Annotated in this window: 22 protein-coding genes; 15 read left to right on the top strand and 7 right to left on the bottom strand. The window is 61.1% G+C overall.

Annotated features, from left to right (window positions below):
• Window positions 1-4 precede the first annotated feature (4 nt).
• From QM716_RS25900 to QM716_RS25915, 4 genes are read right to left on the bottom strand one after another with little or no spacing between them, the layout of a single operon-like run.
• Window positions 5-721 carry a GltB/FmdC/FwdC-like GXGXG domain-containing protein gene (locus QM716_RS25900; protein ID WP_283307046.1) on the bottom strand — a complete coding sequence of 239 codons (717 nt, stop codon included), beginning with the start codon at window positions 719-721 and terminating at the stop codon, window positions 5-7.
• Window positions 709-1,605 carry a class II glutamine amidotransferase gene (locus tag QM716_RS25905; protein WP_283307047.1) on the bottom strand — a complete coding sequence of 299 codons (897 nt, stop codon included), beginning with the start codon at window positions 1,603-1,605 and terminating at the stop codon, window positions 709-711. The genes QM716_RS25900 and QM716_RS25905 overlap by 13 nt, the downstream gene beginning before the upstream one ends.
• A 24-nt stretch (window positions 1,606-1,629) precedes the next feature.
• Window positions 1,630-2,991: a type III glutamate--ammonia ligase gene (gene glnT, locus QM716_RS25910; protein WP_283307048.1), complete on the bottom strand. Its 1,362-nt coding sequence runs from the start codon at window positions 2,989-2,991 to the stop codon at window positions 1,630-1,632.
• Between the two features lie 45 nt (window positions 2,992-3,036).
• Window positions 3,037-4,230, bottom strand: coding sequence for an NAD(P)/FAD-dependent oxidoreductase (locus QM716_RS25915; protein ID WP_283307049.1), 1,194 nt, complete (start codon window positions 4,228-4,230; stop codon window positions 3,037-3,039).
• A gap of 334 nt (window positions 4,231-4,564) precedes the next feature.
• Here QM716_RS25915 and QM716_RS25920 point away from each other — a divergent pair, with 334 nt between their 5' ends.
• Genes QM716_RS25920 through QM716_RS25940 form a run of 5 tightly spaced genes read left to right on the top strand, consistent with a single transcriptional unit; the run spans window position 4,565 to window position 8,039 of the window.
• Window positions 4,565-4,948, top strand: a complete 384-nt coding sequence (locus QM716_RS25920; protein ID WP_283307050.1) for a cupin domain-containing protein — start codon at window positions 4,565-4,567, stop codon at window positions 4,946-4,948.
• Between the two features lie 19 nt (window positions 4,949-4,967).
• Window positions 4,968-5,501, top strand: a complete 534-nt coding sequence (locus QM716_RS25925; RefSeq protein WP_283307051.1) for a dimethylamine monooxygenase subunit DmmA family protein — start codon at window positions 4,968-4,970, stop codon at window positions 5,499-5,501.
• Window positions 5,498-6,475, top strand: coding sequence for a PDR/VanB family oxidoreductase (locus QM716_RS25930; protein ID WP_283307053.1), 978 nt, complete (start codon window positions 5,498-5,500; stop codon window positions 6,473-6,475). Before QM716_RS25925 ends, QM716_RS25930 begins: the two co-directional genes overlap by 4 nt.
• A complete protein-coding gene (locus QM716_RS25935; RefSeq protein WP_283307055.1) occupies window positions 6,472-7,470 on the top strand; it encodes a heme-dependent oxidative N-demethylase family protein in 999 nt (332 codons plus the stop codon). Before QM716_RS25930 ends, QM716_RS25935 begins: the two co-directional genes overlap by 4 nt.
• Window positions 7,467-8,039, top strand: a complete 573-nt coding sequence (locus tag QM716_RS25940; RefSeq protein ID WP_283307056.1) for a TetR/AcrR family transcriptional regulator — start codon at window positions 7,467-7,469, stop codon at window positions 8,037-8,039. Before QM716_RS25935 ends, QM716_RS25940 begins: the two co-directional genes overlap by 4 nt.
• A gap of 60 nt (window positions 8,040-8,099) precedes the next feature.
• On the opposite strand, the gene QM716_RS25945 is transcribed toward QM716_RS25940, so the two are convergent.
• Window positions 8,100-8,651 (bottom strand): HutD/Ves family protein, encoded by a 552-nt coding sequence (locus QM716_RS25945; protein WP_283307057.1) that lies wholly within the window; start codon window positions 8,649-8,651, stop codon window positions 8,100-8,102.
• 233 nt (window positions 8,652-8,884) lie between these two features.
• Here QM716_RS25945 and QM716_RS25950 point away from each other — a divergent pair, with 233 nt between their 5' ends.
• Window positions 8,885-10,240, top strand: a complete 1,356-nt coding sequence (locus tag QM716_RS25950; protein WP_283307058.1) for an ammonium transporter — start codon at window positions 8,885-8,887, stop codon at window positions 10,238-10,240.
• Between the two features lie 65 nt (window positions 10,241-10,305).
• On the opposite strand, the gene QM716_RS25955 is transcribed toward QM716_RS25950, so the two are convergent.
• Window positions 10,306-10,974, bottom strand: a complete 669-nt coding sequence (locus QM716_RS25955; protein WP_283307059.1) for a helix-turn-helix domain-containing protein — start codon at window positions 10,972-10,974, stop codon at window positions 10,306-10,308.
• 96 nt (window positions 10,975-11,070) lie between these two features.
• Window positions 11,071-12,312: a TetR/AcrR family transcriptional regulator gene (locus QM716_RS25960; RefSeq protein ID WP_283307061.1), complete on the bottom strand. Its 1,242-nt coding sequence runs from the start codon at window positions 12,310-12,312 to the stop codon at window positions 11,071-11,073.
• Window positions 12,313-12,621: 309 nt separating this feature from the next.
• Here QM716_RS25960 and QM716_RS25965 point away from each other — a divergent pair, with 309 nt between their 5' ends.
• The 9 genes from QM716_RS25965 to QM716_RS26005 are packed head-to-tail and all read left to right on the top strand — an operon-like array spanning window position 12,622 to window position 21,514.
• The gene (locus tag QM716_RS25965; protein WP_283307062.1) at window positions 12,622-13,431 is read left to right on the top strand and encodes an MlaE family ABC transporter permease; all 810 of its coding nucleotides are present in this window, start codon (window positions 12,622-12,624) and stop codon (window positions 13,429-13,431) included.
• A 56-nt stretch (window positions 13,432-13,487) separates the two neighbouring features.
• Window positions 13,488-14,288 carry an MlaE family ABC transporter permease gene (locus QM716_RS25970; RefSeq protein ID WP_502942148.1) on the top strand — a complete coding sequence of 267 codons (801 nt, stop codon included), beginning with the start codon at window positions 13,488-13,490 and terminating at the stop codon, window positions 14,286-14,288.
• 3 nt (window positions 14,289-14,291) lie between these two features.
• Window positions 14,292-15,515, top strand: coding sequence for an MCE family protein (locus QM716_RS25975; RefSeq protein WP_283307065.1), 1,224 nt, complete (start codon window positions 14,292-14,294; stop codon window positions 15,513-15,515).
• Window positions 15,512-16,543, top strand: a complete 1,032-nt coding sequence (locus QM716_RS25980) for an MCE family protein (protein WP_283307066.1) — start codon at window positions 15,512-15,514, stop codon at window positions 16,541-16,543. The genes QM716_RS25975 and QM716_RS25980 overlap by 4 nt, the downstream gene beginning before the upstream one ends.
• Window positions 16,543-17,598, top strand: a complete 1,056-nt coding sequence (locus tag QM716_RS25985; RefSeq protein WP_283307097.1) for an MCE family protein — start codon at window positions 16,543-16,545, stop codon at window positions 17,596-17,598. The genes QM716_RS25980 and QM716_RS25985 overlap by 1 nt, the downstream gene beginning before the upstream one ends.
• A complete protein-coding gene (locus QM716_RS25990; protein ID WP_283307067.1) occupies window positions 17,595-18,692 on the top strand; it encodes an MCE family protein in 1,098 nt (365 codons plus the stop codon). Before QM716_RS25985 ends, QM716_RS25990 begins: the two co-directional genes overlap by 4 nt.
• Window positions 18,689-19,753, top strand: a complete 1,065-nt coding sequence (locus QM716_RS25995; RefSeq protein WP_283307068.1) for an MCE family protein — start codon at window positions 18,689-18,691, stop codon at window positions 19,751-19,753. The genes QM716_RS25990 and QM716_RS25995 overlap by 4 nt, the downstream gene beginning before the upstream one ends.
• Window positions 19,750-20,970 (top strand): MlaD family protein, encoded by a 1,221-nt coding sequence (locus tag QM716_RS26000; RefSeq protein WP_283307069.1) that lies wholly within the window; start codon window positions 19,750-19,752, stop codon window positions 20,968-20,970. The genes QM716_RS25995 and QM716_RS26000 overlap by 4 nt, the downstream gene beginning before the upstream one ends.
• Window positions 20,957-21,514 (top strand): Rv1363c family protein, encoded by a 558-nt coding sequence (locus QM716_RS26005; protein ID WP_283307070.1) that lies wholly within the window; start codon window positions 20,957-20,959, stop codon window positions 21,512-21,514. The genes QM716_RS26000 and QM716_RS26005 overlap by 14 nt, the downstream gene beginning before the upstream one ends.
• Window positions 21,515-21,522 lie beyond the last annotated feature (8 nt).

The following is a 21,522-nucleotide window of genomic DNA, read 5'->3' on the forward strand; positions in this document are numbered from 1 at the left end:
TCTCCTAGTACGCGCTGGCGTTGTCGACGTGGAAGTTATAGAGCTGGCGGGCCGAGCCGTAACGCGTGAACTCGGACGGGTCGACATCGAAACCCGCCGCTGCGAGCAGCTCCCGAAGTTCCGTCAGGTGCTCCTCACGCATCTCTTTCTTGATGCAGTCGGCGCCGAGGGAGGCGACGGTGCCGCGCACGTAGATACGTGCCTCGTACAGAGAGTCGCCGAGGGCCTCCCCCGCATCCCCAAGGACCACAAGACGTCCGGCCTGACCCATGAATGCGGACATGTGCCCGATGTTGCCGCCGACGACGATGTCGACGCCCTTCATCGAAATACCGCAACGCGCAGCGGCATTGCCGTCGATCACGAGCAATCCGCCGTGCGCCGTTGCGCCTGCCGACTGTGACGCATCGCCCTTGACGTGGACGATGCCCGACATCATGTTCTCGGCGACCCCCACCCCGGCGTTGCCGGTGACCGTGACGGTGGCCTGCTGGTTCATGCCGGCGCAGTAGTAGCCGACGTGCCCGTCGATGGTGACGTCGATGCCGGAATCGAGACCGCAGGCGAGCGCATGCGCACCCTGGGGTCCAGTGATGGTGACCGACTTCGGGGCCGCCGGTGAGGTGAGTTGCTCGTTGACGGCACGGATGCTCGACGTCGCAAGGTCCAGGACGGTCAAGGCCGTCGTCGTGATCGTCTCAGGGGTGGCTAGCGGTGCCATACGTACACCTCTTCCGGTTCGGGCTCGAAGATTCGGGCGTTGTCGACGCCGGGCAGGTTGGCCAGGGCGCGGTATTCGGAGGCCATCGCAACCCACTGGTCCGTCTCGGCGATGACGGCGGGCTTACACGAAATGGCGTCGCGGACAACTGCAAACGAGTCTGCAGTCGAGACGAGCAGGGTGTAGAAGCCGTCGAAGGTGTCGTTGAGCATCAACAGCGCTTTCTCCAGGTCGACGCCCTCGGCGAGCTGCTTGGCGACGAACCTCGCCCCGACCTCGGTGTCGTTGGCACTGTCGAACACGACGCCGTCACGTTCGAGCTGATGCTTGATGCTCATGTGATTGGAGAACGAGCCGTTGTGCACCAGGCACTGGTCGGGGCCGACGGCGAACGGGTGCGATCCCTCGGCGGTCACGGCAGATTCGGTGGCCATGCGAGTGTGAGCAACTCCTTGCCAGCCATTCGCTGACGGCAGACCGAACCGGTTCGCCAGGTCGAGCGGATCTCCGACGCCTTTGAGAACGGTTAAGTCGTCGCCGAATCCGATGACTCGCGCCGACGGCGCCACGCTGCGCACGGCGGCTGCGAGATCTTCTGGCCCGATTGCTCCGTGCAGGATCGTCGTCGGCGGCAGGTCGATTCCGGTGATAGCGGTATCGAGTGACGCGGACAGCGTCGCGGCGAGGTCCGCTGCGGGAACGGGGCAGTCGAGCAGCGAAACCGTGGCTTCGCCGATCGGGCACCAGGTTTGGTCGCCGTAGATGGCCATGCCCGCCGAGTCCGGACCACGGTCACACATCTGACCGAGCATGTCGGTCAGCAGAGCGCCGAGTTGCGGGTAGAGGGACGGCTCACGCAAGTGAAGTCCGACGATTCCACACATGGAGGTCTCCTTTCGGGAGTTCTGTCAGAACGCTGTCAGGTAGTGGTCGAGCTCCCAGGAGGAGACGGTGTTGTGCCAGGAGAAGAATTCCTCCCGCTTGAGTTTCGCGAAGTACGCGGCGACTCCGGGGCCGACGACGTCCAACGCGCCGCTCACGACCGGATCCGATTCCAGCGCGTCCATCGCGTGCAGCAGCGTCATCGGCAGCATGTCGCTGGGGCTGTCGCCTGAACCTGGTGTCCCAGGGTCGAGATTTCGTGCAATGCCGTCCAGGCCTGCGGCGATGGTGGCGGCCGCGGCCAGGTAGGGATTGGCCGAGCCGTCACCGCCACGCAGTTCCACACGATTCTTGTCCGGAACCCGGAGATAGTGAGTGCGGTCGTTCCCACCGTAGGTGGCGTACCGAGGCGACCAGGTGGCACCGCTGGCCGTGGAGGTGGCGCCGGTTCGCTTGTAGGAGTTGACAGTCGGCGCGATCACTGCCTGCAGTGCGCATGCATGCTCGAGAATCCCCGCAATGAAGGCATACGCGGTCTTCGACAGTCCGAGTCCCTTGGGGTCCTCACCATCCGGGAATACCGAACCGATCTCGTTCCACAGCGACAGGTGCATGTGCATACCGGAACCGGTGCGGTCGGTGAAGGGCTTGGGCATGAATGTGGCCTTCATGCCGCGCTTCTCCGCGATGACCGACAGCAAGTACCGGGCGGTGATCACCCGGTCGGCCGTAGTCATCGCGTCGGCGTAGTCGAAGTTCTGCTCGAACTGTCCGTTGCCGTCTTCGTGATCGTTTGCGTAGTTGCCCCACCCCAGAGCGTTCATGGCCGTGGACACCTCGGTCAGGTGGTCGTACATACGCGTGACGTCGCGGGCGTCGTAACACGGCTGACGGCTGACGTCGGCGGTGTCCGCGGTTGTGAGTGCGCCGTCGCCGGTGCGGTTGACGAGGAAGTACTCGATCTCGGCGCCGACGTTGACGGACAGGCCGAGTTCGGCCGCCTTCTCGAGCATCGCCTTCAGGATCACCCGCGGCGAGAACGGCCAGGGCTTGCCCTCCACATGCGGATCGCAGTGCACGATTGCCAGTCCGGCCTTCACGAACGGAATCGGCGTGAACGACGAGACATCGGGTATGGCAACAAGATCGGAGTCCCTGGGCTCCTGACCCATATGCCCGGCAGCGTAACCGGCGAAGCTCACGCCGTCGTTCTGAAGTTGTTCGACGGCCTCGATCGGGACAAGTTTGGCGCACGGCTTGCCCGACAGGGTTACGAAGAGCGCAAGGATGAATGTGGTCTCGGTGTCCCGCGCCACCTCGGATAAAGTCTGCGGCGGCGAGGTGATGAGGGTGGGCGGGGTCAAAGCGTCAGCGGTGTCGACAGCCATGGGGAGCTCCTGAACTGTGGGTCTACGGATGAGTGGGTCTTCGTGTCAGCGCATTTCGCCGGCACCCTCGTAGGGGTACAGGCTGCGGAGAAGATCACCTTCCTCGAAGCGCGAGTATCGGAAGTCGGACGGCTCGACGTTCGGGAGGGTCGTCTTGCCGTCATCGAGAAGCATGTCGGCGACGAGGCGCCCGACTGCCGGCGAGATTTTGAAACCATGACCCGAGAATCCGGTGGCCAGGAACAGTCCATCGACCGGCGCGGGACCGATGATGGGGTTGTAGTCGGGAGTCACGTCGTACGCGCCGACGTAGCTCGAGGTGATCCGAGGGTCCGGCATGTCTGGTAGACGGTTCCCGAGCTTGCCGATGTTCTTCTCGATGGTGCTGTTGTCTGCCCGGTTGCTGTACTTGTCGGGGTCGATGTACTCGGGCGCCGCGTGGTCACTGTTGCCGACAAGCAGCTCACCATTCGGCTCACGGCAGATGTACTGCAATCCCGCAAGATCCGACAGCACCGGCACCTCCGGTGTCGGAGCACCCTGATCGATCAGAACTAGCTGCGCGCGTTGCGCTTTCACTGGTATGTCGACGCCGACGCCGGCCCCGAGTTCGGGGGCCCACGGCCCGGTGGCGAGGATGACCTGCTCGGCATGCACTTCGTCACCGTCCGCGAGCGTCACCCCGTAGACGCGGCCGTCCGCATTCTGCAGAAGCGACGCCACCGGGGTGCTCTGACGGATCTTGACGCCCAACTGGCGGGCCGACGCACCAAATGCCATCCCGGCCATGTACGCCTCACCACGCCCACCGAGGGGTTCGTAGGCGAAGGCGGCAAAGTCGTCAAGGTGCAACCCCGGCCACAGTTCTGCCATCTTGTCGTGGCTGATGTAGTCGACGTCGATGCCGAGGCCCTGCATCATCGCGACGTTCGCCTTCAACGGGTCGATGTTGTTCTCGCCGACGCCAACCACGTATCCACACTGTCGGAATGCCATGTCGTCCCCGAATATCTCGGCGGCTCTGGTGAAGATGTCGATGCCGTACCACGACATCGCCGCCAGCGACGGCGTTCCGTAGTGGCACCTGACCACACCACTGGACTTACCGGTCATGCCCGAGCACAAGGTGCCACGCTCGAGGACCAAGACATCGGTCTCTCCGCGGTCCGCGAGCGACCAGGCGATGGCGAGACCCTCGAGCCCTCCACCGACGATCACGAATTTAGCTGTCTGTGTCACATCGTTTCCTTCATTCGGCCGGATGCGTCAGGCTGTCTCAACTAAGTGCAGTGTTTCATGTCGTGAACCAGCGTTGTTCACTATGAAACATGCCAATGATGTCGGTCACGTTACGGAGACGTTGTTGGCGAATTACCAATTCTTAGTCACATAAACATCTTTCGAGCAAATATTGCGCCTCGAGCAGCGCATTTACCGAGGTTCAGGATTGTTAACCTCGCAGAAACCTACAATGTGGTTTCCTGTTAGTACTTCCGGTTTCACACTGGAAGTTCGGCAAGTGAGCGCCATCCCCACCCATTACTGCTCATCCACCACTTCCACAGGAGAACCCATGACCACGACCGACAAGCCCTCAGTCGCCCCGTTTCGCGTCACCGCCGGATTCCACGAGAACCTGCCGCAGATGCCGGTCTCGGAATACCCGGGCACCAAGGGATTTATCGACGACGTCTTCTCCAACCCCGGCGGATCGGAGATGTCGGCAGGCTATTTCGAACTGCAGCGCACGGATGCCCCGCTCGACTACTACTACGCCTACGACGAGATGAAGGTCGTCCTCGAAGGTGAGTTCACCCTGGAGAACCTCGACACCGGCCAGGTCGAGGTCGCGAAGGCGAAGGATGCAATCTTCTTCCCCACTGGCTCGCGCATCCGCTTCACCACCCCCGACCGCGCACTGGCCTACTTCGTCGGCCACCGTTCCTTCGCTGCCTGATACCGCCATGGCGGTATCGATGAAGGCGACCAGTGTTCCGCGGTGGGGATCCGACTACTCGGCCGTCGATAACCTGGCAGCCGGCTCTGCCGTCACCCGCTACGTGCTCATCTCGGACAGCTCGGTCGGCCCACCGGCCATACTCGAGTTGATCGAGCGTGTGGCCCCTATCCCTCTTCGAACGTTGCGCGTCGACGACGTGGACGGATCGGGGCTCGGGATGCTCGACGAACTGCTGTCCGATGCGCGCATCGGATGGCGGTTCGTCGTGGCGGGTTCCGAGCAGACTGTGGGCACCGTGCGAACTCGGTTGATCTCCGCGGGCGCGTTGCCCGCGGAGATTGCCGCGGTGATCAGCGACCACACGACTGATATCCGGGTGCGCGACGTGTTTTGCGCGCATTGCCATACGACGTCACGCTTGGTGCCGGTAGCCATCGGCGATCGGACACAGTGCGCGGGTTGTTCGGCCGAACTCACCGTCTACTACCACTTCTCCCGGCGCCACAGTGCGTACCTGGGATATCGCGCCGATGCGGAGGAACTGCCATGACCATGACCCTCGAGACAGTTGCAGGCGAGAACATCACAGGCGATCTGATTCTGACTGTCCGCGAAGCACGGTTGTTGTGCTCGGGGATCCGCCAGATTGTGCTTGCGGATCCGGCGGGCCGCGCCCTGCCGTCATTCACCCCGGGCAGTCATATCGCGGTCAACTGGGTCGAGGGTCGCCGCAATTCCTACTCACTTACCGGTCCCTCGATCGAGCCTGACCACTATGCGATCTCGGTCCGGCTCGACGAGAACGGCCACGGCGGTTCACGCTGGGTTCACGGCCTCCATCCGGGGCAGCGAATCCGGGTGAGCCTTCCACGGAGTGCATTCGCACCCGTGCTCAACGCTCGGCATCACCTGCTGATCGCGGGTGGAATCGGCGTCACACCGATACTGTCGCACGTCCGGGCCGCACTTGAATGGGGTCGTTCGTTCGAAGTGATCTATTCCTTCCGTGACCAGTTGGGGGCGCACGCCAACGAGCTGGCTACGCTCTGCGGCGACCGGATGATCACGGTATCGACGCCCGCCGAGCTCGCGAAGTGCCTGCTTGCCAAGCTGGCGGATCAGCCACTCGGATCCCACGTCTACACCTGTGGTCCCGCACCGATGATCTCGGCAGTGGCCGAGTGGGCCCGCAATTGCGGCTGGCCGCCGGATCGGGTGCACGCGGAGGCCTTCGGAGCGGGCCCCCTACCCGAAGGAGCGCCCTTCGCCGTCAAACTCGGACGCACCGGAATGCTCGTTTCGGTGCCCTCGGGCACGAGCCTTCTCGAAGCCCTGCTGGACAAGGGAATCAACGTCCCGAACCTCTGCCGCCAAGGCGTGTGCGGCGAATGCCGGCTGAGCGTGCGCGGCGGCCGGATCGAACACCGCGACCTGTTCCTCACCGATGAGGAGAAGGCAGCTGGAGATTCGATCATGCCGTGCGTATCACGTTCCGCAGGAGACAAATTGGAGATCGAGCTTTGACATCCATCGACGCGCGTGCCGACCACATCGCACACTTTCCGTTCCCCTTCCCCCGCGACCAGTACCGCTACAGCACCAACGTCGAGCCGGCCGGAAACTCCACTGAGACCGCGGCCGGAAGCTGGGGTGAGAACCGCATCGCCATCGATGCCCACTACCACCGAGAGCTTTCCGAGCGCGCGCAGATCCTGGCCGAGGACTCGTCGCGGCACCAGTGTCTGCCCCACATGGTCCCCGCTGCCTGGGACGCGATGCTCACCCTGATGCGCACCCTCGCCGACGAATACCCCGACACCATGACTCTCGAAAAACGCTGCGACGAGTGGTTGTGGAAGAACGACATCCTCGGGATCGAACACAGCTTCGTGTTTGGTGACCTCGACACGTTGCCTGCGCCGCCGCTGGCATACATCTGCGGCCAAATCCAGGAGGACGTCGTGCTCCTCGATCAGCGTGAGGGCGCGTTGTGGGGCGACGCCGGACTGGTGACGTTCGCGGCAGACTGGTCTTTCGGATTCGACGTGGGTATGAGCTTCCTCGAGATCCACGGCCCCGTCCCACGGGTTCACAGCGAGAAAATAATCACCCGCGCACACAACTTCCTGATGCGACTCGGGCCCGGCCAAAGTTACCGGCGCACCAATTGGACGCTGAACGTAGACGGCAAACTCGACACGTCGACCGAGACCTATCCTGTGTGGGGGAAGGACCGACGCACCCTCGCCGACGGTCCGCTCGCCGAGGTTGGGGATCGTCTTTTCCTCAGAACCGAAGTGCAGCATCTGATCAGGCTCCCTCACTCCGGCGCCGTCATGTTCCTGATTCGGACGTATCTGCTCTCGTTCCGAGACGTAGCCTCCGTTCCGGAATGGGGAGCGCGGCTGTACAAGGTTCTGGAGGATCTTCCGGTGGATATGGCCGAATACAAGGGTATCAACCGAATCCGTGAACCCGGCATGAAATGGCTTCTGACACATGGGGGTGTCGAGACATGACGCTGACCGACAGGCAACTCCGGCGGGCGGCGCCCCGGAGCGATCAGTCACTCGACCTCGCACGCGCAACGGTCTCCGTGATCGCCCGCAGTGGCTTGCGCGGTCTGACCATCGCAGCCGTCGCCGTGGAGGCCGGAACCGACGAGGAAGTTCTTCGTAGCTTCGGATCAACCGATGCCCTCGTCGACGTCGCCCTCCGCTACGCGCTCGACAAGAGCGCGAGCATCTTCGCCGACATCACGCCACGCTCGTCGCTCGACAACTTCGTCGAGCACCTCACCGACCTCGTCGCCCGAGACCCCGACCTTCAGGTCTTCCAGTACGAGCTGATGCTCGAATCCCGGCGGACGCCGCGACTCGATCCGCACGTGAAACTGCTGTACGCCACCTACCTCGAGGCGACTTCCCAGGCGCTGACCCGTCTGGGCATCACCGCTGACGAAGATCTGACCTTGCTGGTCTACTCGGCCATCGAAGGATTCATCATGCACCAACTCGTCGCCAAGGATCGCCTGGCCACGGAGCGCGCGATCGAACGCCTACGCCGAATCCTCTCCACCACAAGATAATTCGTGTAACGGCATCGATCCGGATATCGCGTCGTACGTACACGTCCGGCACTCCAGGCTTCATTGGCGATCGAGGATTTCAGCCTTCAAGATCAACGCGTGCCCGGACATCGTGACAGCTCCCCGCTCTACCAGCAGGCAATCACCCGGCCCGGCGGTCCCGAGGTCCGTCGATAACCGCCCGTCGAGGACCAGCATGAGTACTGCCACTCGTTCGGCGGCATTCAGCTCGAAGAGAAGGTCGATATCCATGATCTCGACAGCCGCCGCAGTGCTCGACCGCTCAACCATCACGTTGAACGCCTCCGTCGGCCCGGCCGCAATACAATCGGGTCCACTTTCTCCGGCGAAGGATGTCGGGCTCAGTCGCGGTATCACGGTCGGGGAAGCGTCGAAGTCGAGTGACACCGGGTACGGGCCGATCACGGTAAATATCCGATCCACTCCGAAAAACGATGAAAACGTCGAATTCGCTTCGAGCGAAGCAACACTGAACCGCCACCGGGAGTCAGCACCGGTCGCGATCTCCGCGGTGCTCCCCAGCCCGTTTGCCCACCGGGTGATCCGGCGATCCGCGCAGGGGATGATGCGCGCAGTTCGATCCGCAAGCAAGGTTTCTCCCTCAATTATCGTGCCTACTGTTGAGATACTCATTCAACTGTTGTTACGCAGTAGGTTGCACTTGATCTTCCGATCTGCCCGGAATGTAATCGGTGCTAGTTAACCTATTTGTGACCGAGACGCCCGCTTTTGCAACCTAATCTTTGGTTTACTCATGCTACATAGCGATTCCCAATGGCGAACAATCCTGTGTCACGCCACACTCCACCGAAGGGGACGACCTTATGAATGAAGCAGTCGCTGCAGCCGACACCGCCTGGATTCTGGCGGCTTTCATGGCCGTGAGCCTCATGGTGCCGGGACTAGCCATGTTCTACGGCGGAATGGTCAGCGCCCGCAACACATTGAACATGGCCATGATGACGTTCGGCGCTTTCGCGGTAGTCGGGGTGCTGTGGATCCTGTTCGGTTACTCCGCAGTCCTCGGCAATTCCCTCGGCGGGGCTGGTCTTCTCGGTGATCCCCTCGAGTTCTTCGGCTCGAGCTCGCTCCTGCAGGCGTCGACCGAACCCGGATTGCCACCCGCACTGATTTCGGGATTCCAGTTGCTGTTCGCGGCAATCACAGTCGCCCTCATCTCCGGCGCGCTGGCCGACCGGATGAAGTTCGGCGCCTGGATGGCGTTCGCCGGCCTGTGGGCCACGTTTGTCTACTTCCCCATCGCACACTGGGTTTTCGCGTTCGACTCCGAGGACGGCTCCGTAACCGGTGGATGGATAGCAAACACTCTCGGCGCCATCGACTTTGCGGGCGGCACCGCAGTCCACATCAACGCTGGCGTCGCGGCTCTCGCTCTCGTGTTGGTGCTCGGCACCCGCAAGACATTTCCCGCCGCGCCCCGGCCGCACAGCCTTCCGCTGACGATGCTCGGAGCCGGCATCCTGATGTTCGGTTGGTTCGGGTTCAACGGCGGATCCGCCCTGTCCGCCGGCCTCAGCGCTTCCGTCGTCATTCTCAACACCGTCGCGGCAGCCTGCGCCGGAATCTGCGCCTGGCTGATAATGGAGAAATTGCGCGAAGGTCGCGCCACCTCATTGGGTGCTGCGTCCGGTCTGATCGCGGCGCTCGTCGCGATCACCCCGGCATGTGGCGCGGTCTCCCCCCTCGGCGCGCTGGCGATCGGAGCAATCGCGGGCGCAGTGTGTTGCCTGGCGGTATCGGTGAAATACCGACTCGGATATGACGATGCACTCGACGTGGTGGGAGTTCACCTCGTCGGCGGTGTCTTGGGTACGGTCCTGATCGGCTTCATCGCAGACCCGGCGGCACCCAGCGGTGCGGCAGGACTTCTCTACGGTGGCGGCTTCGATATTCTCTGGCGCCAATGTGTGGCTGTGGCAGCAGTTCTCGCATACTGCTTCATCGTGACAGCGATAATCGCCTTGGTGTTGAAGAAGGTGATGGGAATTCGGGCCGATCGCGACAGTGAGTACGACGGACTCGACGTTTCCGTCCACGGGGAAACGGCATACGTCCTCGACTCCGCGCCCTTCACAGGGCATACCCACGACGCCTCCGACGCGGTCCTGGGAGCCGAGCGAATCACAAATAGTGCGGCGGAAAATACGGCGAAAGCCTGATACCTACAATCGACAACAGCAGTGGCCTTCCCCGCGGCAATCCGCCCAGGGCAGGGCCACTGTCGTCATTCTTCGTGATGGTCGGGATAAGCCGTAACGGCGAGGAATCGGATGGGCAGCCGAACCAGATCATTGGGACCGTGCAGCCCTTCACCATCAAGCAACAGTGAATCACCGGGTCGCAGTGTGTATTCCGCTTCACCGTGCCCGTAGACCATCACTCCTTCGAGCATGTAGAGCAATTCGGTGCCGGCGTGCTGAAACAAGGGAAACGTCTCGCTGGCGTCGGTGAGCGTGACCAGAACCGGCTCGAGTCTCTTGTGCTGCCCCCGGAGGGCGCCGAGAAGTTCGTAGTGGTGGCCCACCCGGGTTCCCCGCCCGACAATGACGGCGCCATGACCCGATTCGACGTACACGGCATCGCGGGCGGTATCCGCGCCGCGGAACAACGAAGTCACGGGCACGTCGAGTCCGGCTGCCAACCGCGCCAGCGTGGAAAGACTGCACGAGGTCTGCGAGTTCTCGATCTTCGACAGCATCGCCTTCGAGATGCCGACCTTCGTTGCCATGTCCCCAACGGAGAGGCCACTGGCCTTGCGTAGAGCACGGACCTGCTTCGCGATCACCTTCTCGAGGTCTTGCCCCGTAGGCGTATCGGAGGGCACCTCGCGCTCGACAGGCGCCGGGTCGCCGGTATCACGATGAACTGAGGAGGAACTTGATCGATTCGGCACCTGCACATGCTATCAACGGGTTTACTGACAGGAAACAGGAAATGCAGCCTGTGTCGAATCGTTCAGGTTCGGATCATACAACCGGATTGAGTACCGCTAGTGATTGCCGAACAGAACCGCTGCCATCAACTGTTGGACCTTGGCCATGCCACCAGGTTCAGGATCGAACCCGATGAGCCGCCCCACATCCGGGACGACGTTCAGAGCGGCATGAACAACAAATTCGGCTTCCACAGCTGAGAGTTCGGGCCGAACATCGAGGAGCAAGCTCGCCCATTCGGCCACGTGGAGTTTTTGCCGATTCCGGAGGTCGCTTCGATGGCTGGGCAGCAGGTTGCTCATCTCCGAGAAGTAGACGGACATCAGCTCATGCTGGACGAAGGACAGATTTACGTACATGGACGACAAAGCGCGGAGAGCGGCGGCGGCCGAGGGCTCCGCCTCCAACACTGCAGCCGTCGCGAGGTCCAGCCGATCTGCTGCACGGTAGAACAGCGCAGCAAGGAGGTCCGCCTTACTCGGAAAGAACCGGTACATACCCGACGCATTGAACCCTGCTGCCGCGGCAATCTCCTCAATACTCACATCGTGGTAGCCGCGAGAGTTGAAGAGTCGCATGGCTTCATGCAGGAGAAGCTCCCTCTTGTTGGTTGTTACCAACTGCGGAGATGACAACCGGACTGGCAGTTCGGTCGGGGAAGCCAAGGTGACACGGTCAAGCGAGAGACACGCATCCAGAAGGAGTCTTTCCATTCGTCGTTGAGGCAACACTCGACTGTGCGCTGTAATACTTCCGATTGCACTGAGCATCGCGGCAACGACAATTACCTTGTCCCGCATATCCAGCGGAGGCTCAACAGGCGAAAGATTACGTGCAACTTGACGATTAACCGCTCGGGACTGTTCACCAATCACAGCGCGATCTTCCGGGCCTAGGAAACGACCCTCCCACCGATAGATTCCGGCGGTGCGCCTGTTCCGAATCGTCGTTCGAATTACAGCCAACAGGTCTGCCTGCAACCGATCACGTTCAGTTGCATCGGGGTTGAACTCCACCGAATCAAGAGCGCCCTCCAGTTCCTCGGTCAATGCCAGAGCTGAATGAAGAAACAGCGCATACTTGTTCGGGAAGTGACGATACAGAGCGGAGCCCGAGATTCCGACAGACGACGCGATCTCTTCGACGCTCACCGCGTGATACCCGCGTTCACTGAACGCAATTGCCGCGGCGGACGCAATCTGCGCCTTGCGATCCTTCGGGCGCTTCCGAATGGCAACCTGCCTCGGTCGCACGTCGACATCTGTCGACGACGAGGTGCATCCCTCTCCTTGGTTCACCGTCTACTCCTACCCTCCCGCCGAAAGATTCTATGAGAATCAGCTTAAGCATGAGAGCGAGTTGGCATACCCACTTTTCGCGGACCTGGCTCGCAGATTCACATACTCCCAGGTAGGTGCAATGCCGAATACGCTGCCACCGAAAACTAGCGGCAGGTGCCGTTCGTCCGCAATCAGAATATCGGTTCACATAATGCTTGCCGGACACATATATGTGTGAGATGCTTCACACGCAGTTTGCTCGACCGACAGTTCCCGGACTGTTCGACGACCTCCTGAACAACGTTGATCTGCAAAGGAATCCCATAGATGACGTACGAACTACCTGCGCCGAAAGGCCCGGTCAAGGACGTAGCGTTACAGGGTGGCTACCTGATCGGCTTCTCAGTTCAGGCCCTGTTCAGCTTGTTCACTGCCATTTTCCGTAGGCGACTCTCGCTACACGAAACCATTGCCCAGACGCTGTTCATCAGCAAGGTCAGCACAGGCCCGTCACTGCTACTCATGATGCCGATCGGCGTCTTTATCGCGGTGTCGGTCGGTGAGCTCGCCAGCCGTATCGGCGCAGGAGGATATTCCGGCGCAGTGGTTGCGTTCATCATCGTGGGGCAGGCAGCCGCACTGGTCTGCGCGTTGATGATGGCGGGCGTCGCCGGATCTGCAATCTGCACCGATCTGGGTTCACGGAAGATCCGCGAAGAGATCGATGCCATGGAAGTGATGGGGCTCGACGTCATCGAACGGCTGGTCGCACCACGACTCCTTGCGGCGGTGATCGTCTCGCTCGCTCTGTGCTCGATAGTCACGTTCGGCGGCGTTATGGCCTGCTACCTCTACCACATCTACGTTCAGCACATGCCAGCTGGAACTTTCATGGCCACCTTCAGCCAGTACGGTCGATCTGCCGATTTTGTCATGGCACTCGTCAAATCCGCGATCTTCGGTCTGACCTCGACGTTGGTTGCGACCTTCAAAGGTTTGCACGCCAAGGGCGGTCCGCGAGGAGTGGCCGACGCGGTCAATGAAGCAGTTGTCATGGCATTTGCACTCGTCTTCATTGCCAATACAGTGTTGTCCGCGCTCTACACGGTGATCGTCCCTGCAGTGGGTGAATTCTGATGGCCGCCGTCGATTTTCGAGCTAAGGCACTCCAGGCGAGCCGACCTGTGCGCACCATGGGTGACGGGCTGGTCTCACTCGGGCAGCATGTCACCTTCTACGTTCGCACCATCGCGTCTATTCCGTTTGCCCTCACCAAGTACCGCAAGCACGTACTCGGCCAGATCAGCGAGGTCAGCTTCGGCACCAACTCACTGCTGTCCGGTGGGGGGACCATCGGAATCGTCTTCGCGATGTCACTGGCCGCAGCCATGATGCTCGGCGTCGAAACTCACCGCGGCCTCGAACTCGTCGGGATGACGTCACTCTCGGGAATGTTGTCCGCCGTTGCCAATACGCGCGAACTCGCCCCCGTTGTCGTCGCAATTGCCTTGGCTGCCAAGGTCGGCACCGGATTCACCGCACAAATCGGCGCAATGCGCATTTCCGACGAGATCGACGCGTTGGACTCGATGGCAATCCGGTCCATCCCGTTTCTCGCCGGCACCCGGGTCATCGCAGCAATGATCTGCATCATTCCTATCTACATGATCGGCCTCCTAGCCAGTTACCTGTCCACTCGGCTGGTGGTCGTCTTCTTCAACGGCGCATCTGCCGGCACGTACGACTACTTCTTCCACCTCGCGATCTCGCCACAGGACCTCCTGTACTCGGGCCTCAAGGCAGTGGTCTTCGCCGCCGTCGTCGCGCTCGTGCACTGCGCGTACGGCTACTACGCCTCGGGTGGACCGGCGGGTGTCGGTCAGGCTGCCGGCCGCGCGCTACGGACCGCCATCCTTGCGATCGGAATACTCGACGTGCTGATGACTTTCGGCCTGTGGGGCCTCGTCCCCCAGATCCCGGGAATGGGGATCTGAGCCGTGGACAGACTCACTACACGCACGAAGATCGTCTACGCACTGCGTGGCGCGATCGCCGTCGTGGTGGCCGTCGTAGCAGCAGTAACGTTGGTGCTGCGTGGATCCGGAAACCTCGAGCAGAGCACGGACGTGTTAGTGGCTGTTCCAGCCACGGCGGGCCTGATCAGCGGCGAGGCACCGGTCCGGTACCACGGGGTCAACATCGGCCGAATCGGCGAAATCGAATCAGGTACCACAGAATCCGTGGTGCAACTACAGATACAGACTGAGGATGCATCGAAGATTCCCGCCGACGTGATGGCTCGCGTTGTTCCACGCACGTTCTTCGGTGACATCTACATGCAGCTCGTGGACAACCCGGCGCCACACGGCCGAACAACTCTCGCGGACGGAGACGAGATCCGCATGGACGACGGACCCGAGGCCGTCGCCCTCTATGACGTGTACACCAAGTTGGTCGGCGTCCTCACAGCAATGCAACCCGAAAAACTTCAAACGGCTCTGACCGCCCTCGGTCAAGCCCTGGACGGAAACGGGGCCGAAATAGGCACCACGATAGACAATCTCAGTGCTGCTTCCGGAGTACTGGCTCCCGCTGCACACCAATTCCTGCAATCCACTCCGGAATTCCGATCTGTCATCGACGCATTGGACCGCGCAACCCCCGACATTCTCGATACCTTGGCGGCCGCCACATCCGTCTCGAACAGCATGGTCGCCAACAGAGCAAATCTCGAGACCTCGATCGGCGCGGCCGCAGTCTTCGCCGCTACCGTCGACGATTTTGTCGCAGAGAACAACAGCAACATCATCACCGTGATCGATTCTGCCGGAAAAATACTCGCAACCACCGCGGCAAATCCCGAAGGACTGCGTACCACTCTTGCCAATGCCAGTACGTTCGGCTCCTCCGGTGCGCGAGTCTTCGCCACCGGAAAGTTCGACATCACAGCAGTTGCCACGTTCGCCGAACCGCTCCCGTACACAGGCGATGATTGCCCGCAGTACGGGAACTCGCGTGGAGCACAGTGTTCCGGCTCCAACCTGACGCCTGCACAACCCGTCAGTGCCCCAGTCGTTGGTGGCGAAGCCGAAGCCGCCACCCTGCGTTTCCTCGAAGATCAACTACTCGGCGGCTCGCCGGAGCAGTCGAACGCCCCCAACCCGGCAACAACACTGATGTTGGGGCCGATGGTCAGAGGTAACGAGGTGACCGTCCCGTGAAGATCCGTCCTGGCCAGGTAATTCGATTGTCACTCTTCTGTCTCACCGGCATCGCCTGTGCGTCGTTCATGGCGAACACGTTGTCGGTCCCGGTTCGCGGAAGCACTGATTCGTACTCGTTCGAGTTCACCGACGTCGAAGGCCTCAACCCGGGTAACCCGGTCACCATGTCGGGTGTGCGTATCGGCCGCGTGGACTCGGTCGCGTTTGCCGACAACGGCGCAGGCACGAGCAAGGCGATCGTCGACGTCGAAATCGAATCACAATATTCGCTCGAATCGGATGTCCGGGCCGCCGTGCGGTACGGCGACATGCTCGGTGCTCGATATTTGGCACTGACCCAGGACGACAGCGCGGCAACGGCATCCGCACAACGGCTCGAGCCGGGCGGCACGATACCGCTGGCGCAGACAACACCACCGATCAACTTGACCGCACTGATGAACGGCTTCAAACCGTTGTTCGCCGCACTGCAGCCCGAGCAGGTGAACACACTCACACGAAGTTTTGTCGAAACCTTCAACGGTCAGGGCCAAGCAATGACCACCCTTCTCGATCAGATCGCGACCTTGAGCTCCGGCCTGGTCGACCGTCAGGACGTATTCGCACAACTACTCACGAACATGAACACCCTTCTCACCTCCGTCGACGAGCGTCAACCCGAATTGGTCGGTCTGCTGGACGGTTTGAACAGTCTGAGCACCTCCGTCGTCGGGCAGAACGATCAACTGGTCTCGCTCTTGGATCAGGGAAACCGCACTGTCTCGTCGCTGGCTCAGATCATGGCCGGGTCGAACGGTGCATTCGGCCAGACCGTGCAACAACTCGAAAGTGTCACCGGCAGTTGGATTGCAAGCACCGACGAGTTCAACAGACTTCTCGCCAACCTTCCCCAGTTCGCCGACGCCGCCAACCGTATCGGAAGCTACGGAAGTTTCATCAGCCTGTATCTGTGCAATTTCACTCTGAAGGCAGGCGACATGGAAGCCAACATCTTCGGTCCGACACATTCGCCGGTGTGCTCATGATGTTTCTGGTCAAGCTGATCGACGTGTTCGTCGGCATCATGCACTTCCTGTTCAAAGGGGATCGCCGACGCAGCGGCAGCGGGACAGCTCTCGCCCTGGGCAGTCTCGGGATTTTTGTTCTGGTGGTAGGGCTCGCAGCAGCACTGGGTATTCCGAAACTCTGGTACAACGTCCGCACGTCGGCATACACCGCTGAATTTGCCAATGCCAGCGGGCTTTCCGACACCGATCCCGTCTACGTGGCCGGAGTTCCTGCGGGCCGAGTGGATTCGATCGACCTTGCCGGCGACCACGTGGTCGTCAACTTCCGCCTGGACAAGGATCAGCCATTGGGAAACCAGAGCACGGCAACGGTCAGGCTCAAGACGGTCCTGGGCAAGCGTTACCTCGAGATCGTGCCGGCCGGAGTGGTCGACGACTCCGACGGGCGGGTCATCCCGCTCTCCCGCACAACCGTGCCGTACAGCCTCGACGACGTCAGCAGTGACGCCACCAACGCGGCCACCGGCGTCGACCTACAGGCGATGGAGTCCATGATGAACACCCTTTCGCAGGTGATTCCAACGGATTCCGATCAAGTCGGGCGGGCCTTGGCCGGAATCAGCGGAGCCTCGGCGGCTTTCGCACAGAATGGTGAACAGATCGACCAGATCCTCACGATGTCCCGCGAGCTGTCGGACATGGCGGTGGCACAAACCGATTCGATAGTCGGCACCGCCGCAAACGCTCAGACGATCGTTCGTACTCTGGCCGTCCGCAAGGACGCGCTGACTCAGTTGGTCGACAACCTGACAATCATCATCTCGAAGCTCTCGACGACGTTCACAGACCGTCAGGACGAGTTCGGGGCAATGACCGACAACCTCGTCGCAGTCACCACCACGCTGAAGAACAACGCCGATCAAATCGACCTGCTGTTGACTCGCCTTCCGTCCGCTCTGCGTTCGGTCACCGACTCCACCGGCACCGGCAATTGGACCGATGTCAACGCCCCGGCAGCCGTGATCCCGGACAATCTGCTCTGCGCGATCGGCATCATGGAGGGCTGCAAGTGAATACACGAAAAGCCGTCACTGCCATGCTGGTCATAACCCTGGCGATCGCCCTGCCCGGTTGGTACATCTTCGGACGAACCGATCAGTCCAAGACTGTCTACGCCGATTTCAGTTATGTCGGTGGGATTTACGAGGGAAGCAAGGTCACCGTCCTCGGTGTCGGCGTCGGGACGGTCACGTCGGTGGAACCGCGCGGAACTTCCGTTCGAGTAGCGATGTCGATGCCCAACTCCGTAAATCTTCCGGCCGACGCTTCGGCTTATGTTCTCAATCCGTCGGTGATCAGCGATCGCCACATCGAACTCGGTCCGGCTTACACCGGCGGAGAGACGCTCAAAGACGGCGACCAGATTCCGATCGAACGTGCCCACTCCCCCATAGATTTCGACGGGTTGATGGGAAGCGTCAGCACCTTGGCCGACGCATTTGCCGGGGACGGAGGCAATCTCGGCGATCTTTTGAGCCGCGGCGCCGCCGGGTGGCAGGGTCAGGGCGATCAATTCAACACCGCCATTCGCAACCTCAGCACGGCCACCGGGGTTGTCGGCGCTCGGTCGGAAGACATCGGTGCACTTGTCGACAATCTCAACACGTTGATGAGTGCATTGGACACACGGCAGGTCAGCTTGGACGAACTTGTCGGTGACCTCGGCGAACTGGGCGATCAGTGGGCGAGCCAGAACATGGACATCTCCCAACCGCTGCAGGATCTGCAGGTCGTCTTCGATCAACTGAACAGCTTCATGACAACTCACGGCGACGATGTCGGTGCCATAGCCGACAACGTGCGAGTTCTCGGTGACACTCTGGCTGCCAAGCAACCTGGCCTCGCCGAGTTCATGGACCTGGTGCCGTTGATGATGCAGAACCTCTCTCAAACTATCGGCCCTGATCAGCGCGGACGCATTCGGCTCAATGTCTCGACTGCACTGACTCAGTTCGCCGTCGCCAAGCCACTGTGCGACGCATACAAGTTGCCGATCTGCACCGGTGCCGGATTCACGAATCCGATTTCCTTCCCCCTCAGCACTTCTGATCCGCTCGGCATCGCCTCCGCCATTTCCGGCGGAGCCGTCCCTGGAGGTGGCAATTGACGAGGCAATCGGTTCGGCTAGTCGCCGGCGTCGCGATCATCGGTATGGGTTGTGCGGCTGTGTTCGCCTTCGGCGGCTGCAGCGCAGGCATTCAAGACCTTCCGCTGGGCCGTTCGGCCGACGGTGACGCGTACAACGTGTCGCTACAACTGGCCGGCGCTGACGGCTTGGTGTTGGGAGCAGACGTCCGCAGCGGCCAAAAAGTCATCGGCCGAGTATCCGCACTGTCAGCCGACGTCGTCGGAGCCGACGTGACACTGAGTCTGGACACTGCGACGCAGTTGCCGGACAACGTCGAGGCCTCCGTCGAACTCCCGTCCGCACTGGGAAACCCGTTCATTCGACTGTTGCTGCCAGAGGTTCCGTCCGGTTCTACGCTGAGCGACGGCGACACAATTCCGGAGTCTCGCACCGAGATCGGCCCGCAGGTCGAAAGTGCACTTGCCACCCTCGGTACGGTTCTGACCGGGAGCGGCATCGATCAACTCGATACCGTCGTACGCGAACTGAACACCGCTTTTTCCGGGCGCTCAGGTGAAGTTCGTTCTCTGACCGACACCCTCACCTCGCTGATGGCAGAGGCAAGCAGTCACCGAGGCGAGTTCGACGAGGCCGTCGACCTCGCTGCCCGGGTCTCCTCCCAGTTGGCCGGGCAACAAGAAGTCGTCGACAACTACCTCGATTCCGTTCCACAGGTGGTGTCGATTCTCGTGGGACAGAAGGATCAGATTGCGAGCCTCTTGAACTCGACCGTTCAGCTCGCCACCAACGCAAACACCATTCTCGACTCCTCACCCAACGGGCTCGACACGATGCTGCACGATGCGTCGACCGTTGTCGGGACTCTGGATTCGTTCAACTCGGAGATCGGTCAGACGCTGGCGAACATGAACGGGATGCTCGAAAACTTCACCGGCGCAGTCCAAGGTGACTACCTCGTTTTTGACGGCGCCCTCGATATTCCGGGAACGATCGACAAACTCTGGACCGGTGGTATGGCCGGTCAATCGATCGCGCCGGCGGGAACTCTCACCGATCTACTTCAGGGAGGTCCACGTTGAGTCGCCTTGCGCTTGTTCAACTTGTCCTGTTCGCTCTGATCGCCGCTGTGGTCATCCCTTTCGGGATCGTGTACGTGGTGGGCCCTCAGGGTTTTGGTGGTCAGATCCGATTGCATGCCAACATGTCCGACGCCTTCGGATTGACCAAGGGCACGGTCGTCACGTATCGCGGAGTGCAGGTCGGCAAAGTCGGTGACGTTGTCCTCGATTCGAGCACCCGATCCGCTCGTGTGGAAATCTCACTCAACGACAACACCGAGATACCCACCGACAGCGTCGCCAAGGTGACGATGGGAACCGCCGCCGGAGTCCAGAACGTCGACATCTATCCCAACACCGATCACGGCCCGTATCTTCGGGACGGCGACGAGATCGCTATGCCCGCGGATCAGCAGCCAGTTCAGATGAGCCAGTTGATGCTTCAGGCGTCCGGCGTCCTGGAAGGGATTGATCCGCAAGCGATCAGCGACATCGGAACCGAACTGGGGAATTCGTTCAACGGGCTCGGCCCGAGCTTGGCGACGATGATCGACAACGGCGGGACCATGTCGGCGCAGTTGAACGACCAGTCGGCCGAACTCGCCGCGCTGCTGTCGCGGACCTCCACGCTGGTGGACTCCATGGCGACACAATCGGATTCGTTCGTCCGAGGAATGGCGGCAGCGAAGAACTTCACCGAACAACTCGAATCCAACGCCCCGGTACTGATTTATCTCACCGACCATTCACCGGCCGCGCTCAACAGCGCTCAGCAGTTGTTCGACAAATACCACAACACTTTCGGAGCGGTGCTGGCCAATCTCGTGACCGTCGCTCCGATCATCTCCGACCGCACGGACGCCCTGGAAACCGGACTCGTCACGATCCCCGAAGGTCTCGCCAAACTGGCATCCATCGTCAAAGGCGATCGAGCTGATTTCGCCTTGGTGGCCACGCAGGGGCCGGTGTGCAACTACGACACCCCCAGACGAGAGGTAGGCGATCTCTCCCCCACCAGTCCGAGTCTGGCGATGTACTGCCCACCCGCCGACGATCTGGTACAACGCGGAGCACAGAATGCTCCGCGGCCGAACGACCTCGGATTGCAGAACTCGACTGTCCCCGGCACTCCGATCGGTCCGCCGGTCGTCGCGGATCCGATTCTGATTCCGACCGGAGTCGACGCCTTGAACTACTGGAGATTGATGTTGGAAGGACTGGGAAATGGCACACGGTGAGAGCGCACTCCTCGACGAAGCAGAAACCGAGGTGGCCGAACATCCGACTCCCCCGTCGTTCTTTCGTCAGCTGAAAGAGCCTCGCAACGCACTGATCTCGCTATTGGCGGTAGCACTGGTCGCAGCATTGGTGGTACTCGGATTTCAAATGTACTCGGTGAATCAGAACGACACGTTGCGGCAGGAAGCGCTGGACACCGCGCGGGAGTACTCGACCATCATGTCCTCCTTCGACTATCAGAACTTGGACGCCAACAAGGACACCATCGCCTCGATGTCGACCGACGAGTTTGCCGGCACCTACCGAACGATGGTGGATTCACTGCGCGAGGTTGTCGCTGGAGGTCAAGGTCAGGCGAGTGCGACGGCAACAGACGTCGGCATCGAGTCACTGGAAGATTCGTCGGCAAAGGTGCTTGTCTTCGTCGACCAGCAGGCCAAGAACATTGCTGCGCCAGAAGGCAATACACAGAAGTACCGGATGGTCGTGTCCCTGGTTCGTTCGGACGACCGCTGGCTCGTGAGCAACGTCGAGACCAAATAACTCACCGC

It is taken from the genome of Rhodococcus sp. IEGM 1409, from assembly GCF_030056735.1.
GTDB lineage: Bacteria > Actinomycetota > Actinomycetes > Mycobacteriales > Mycobacteriaceae > Rhodococcus_F.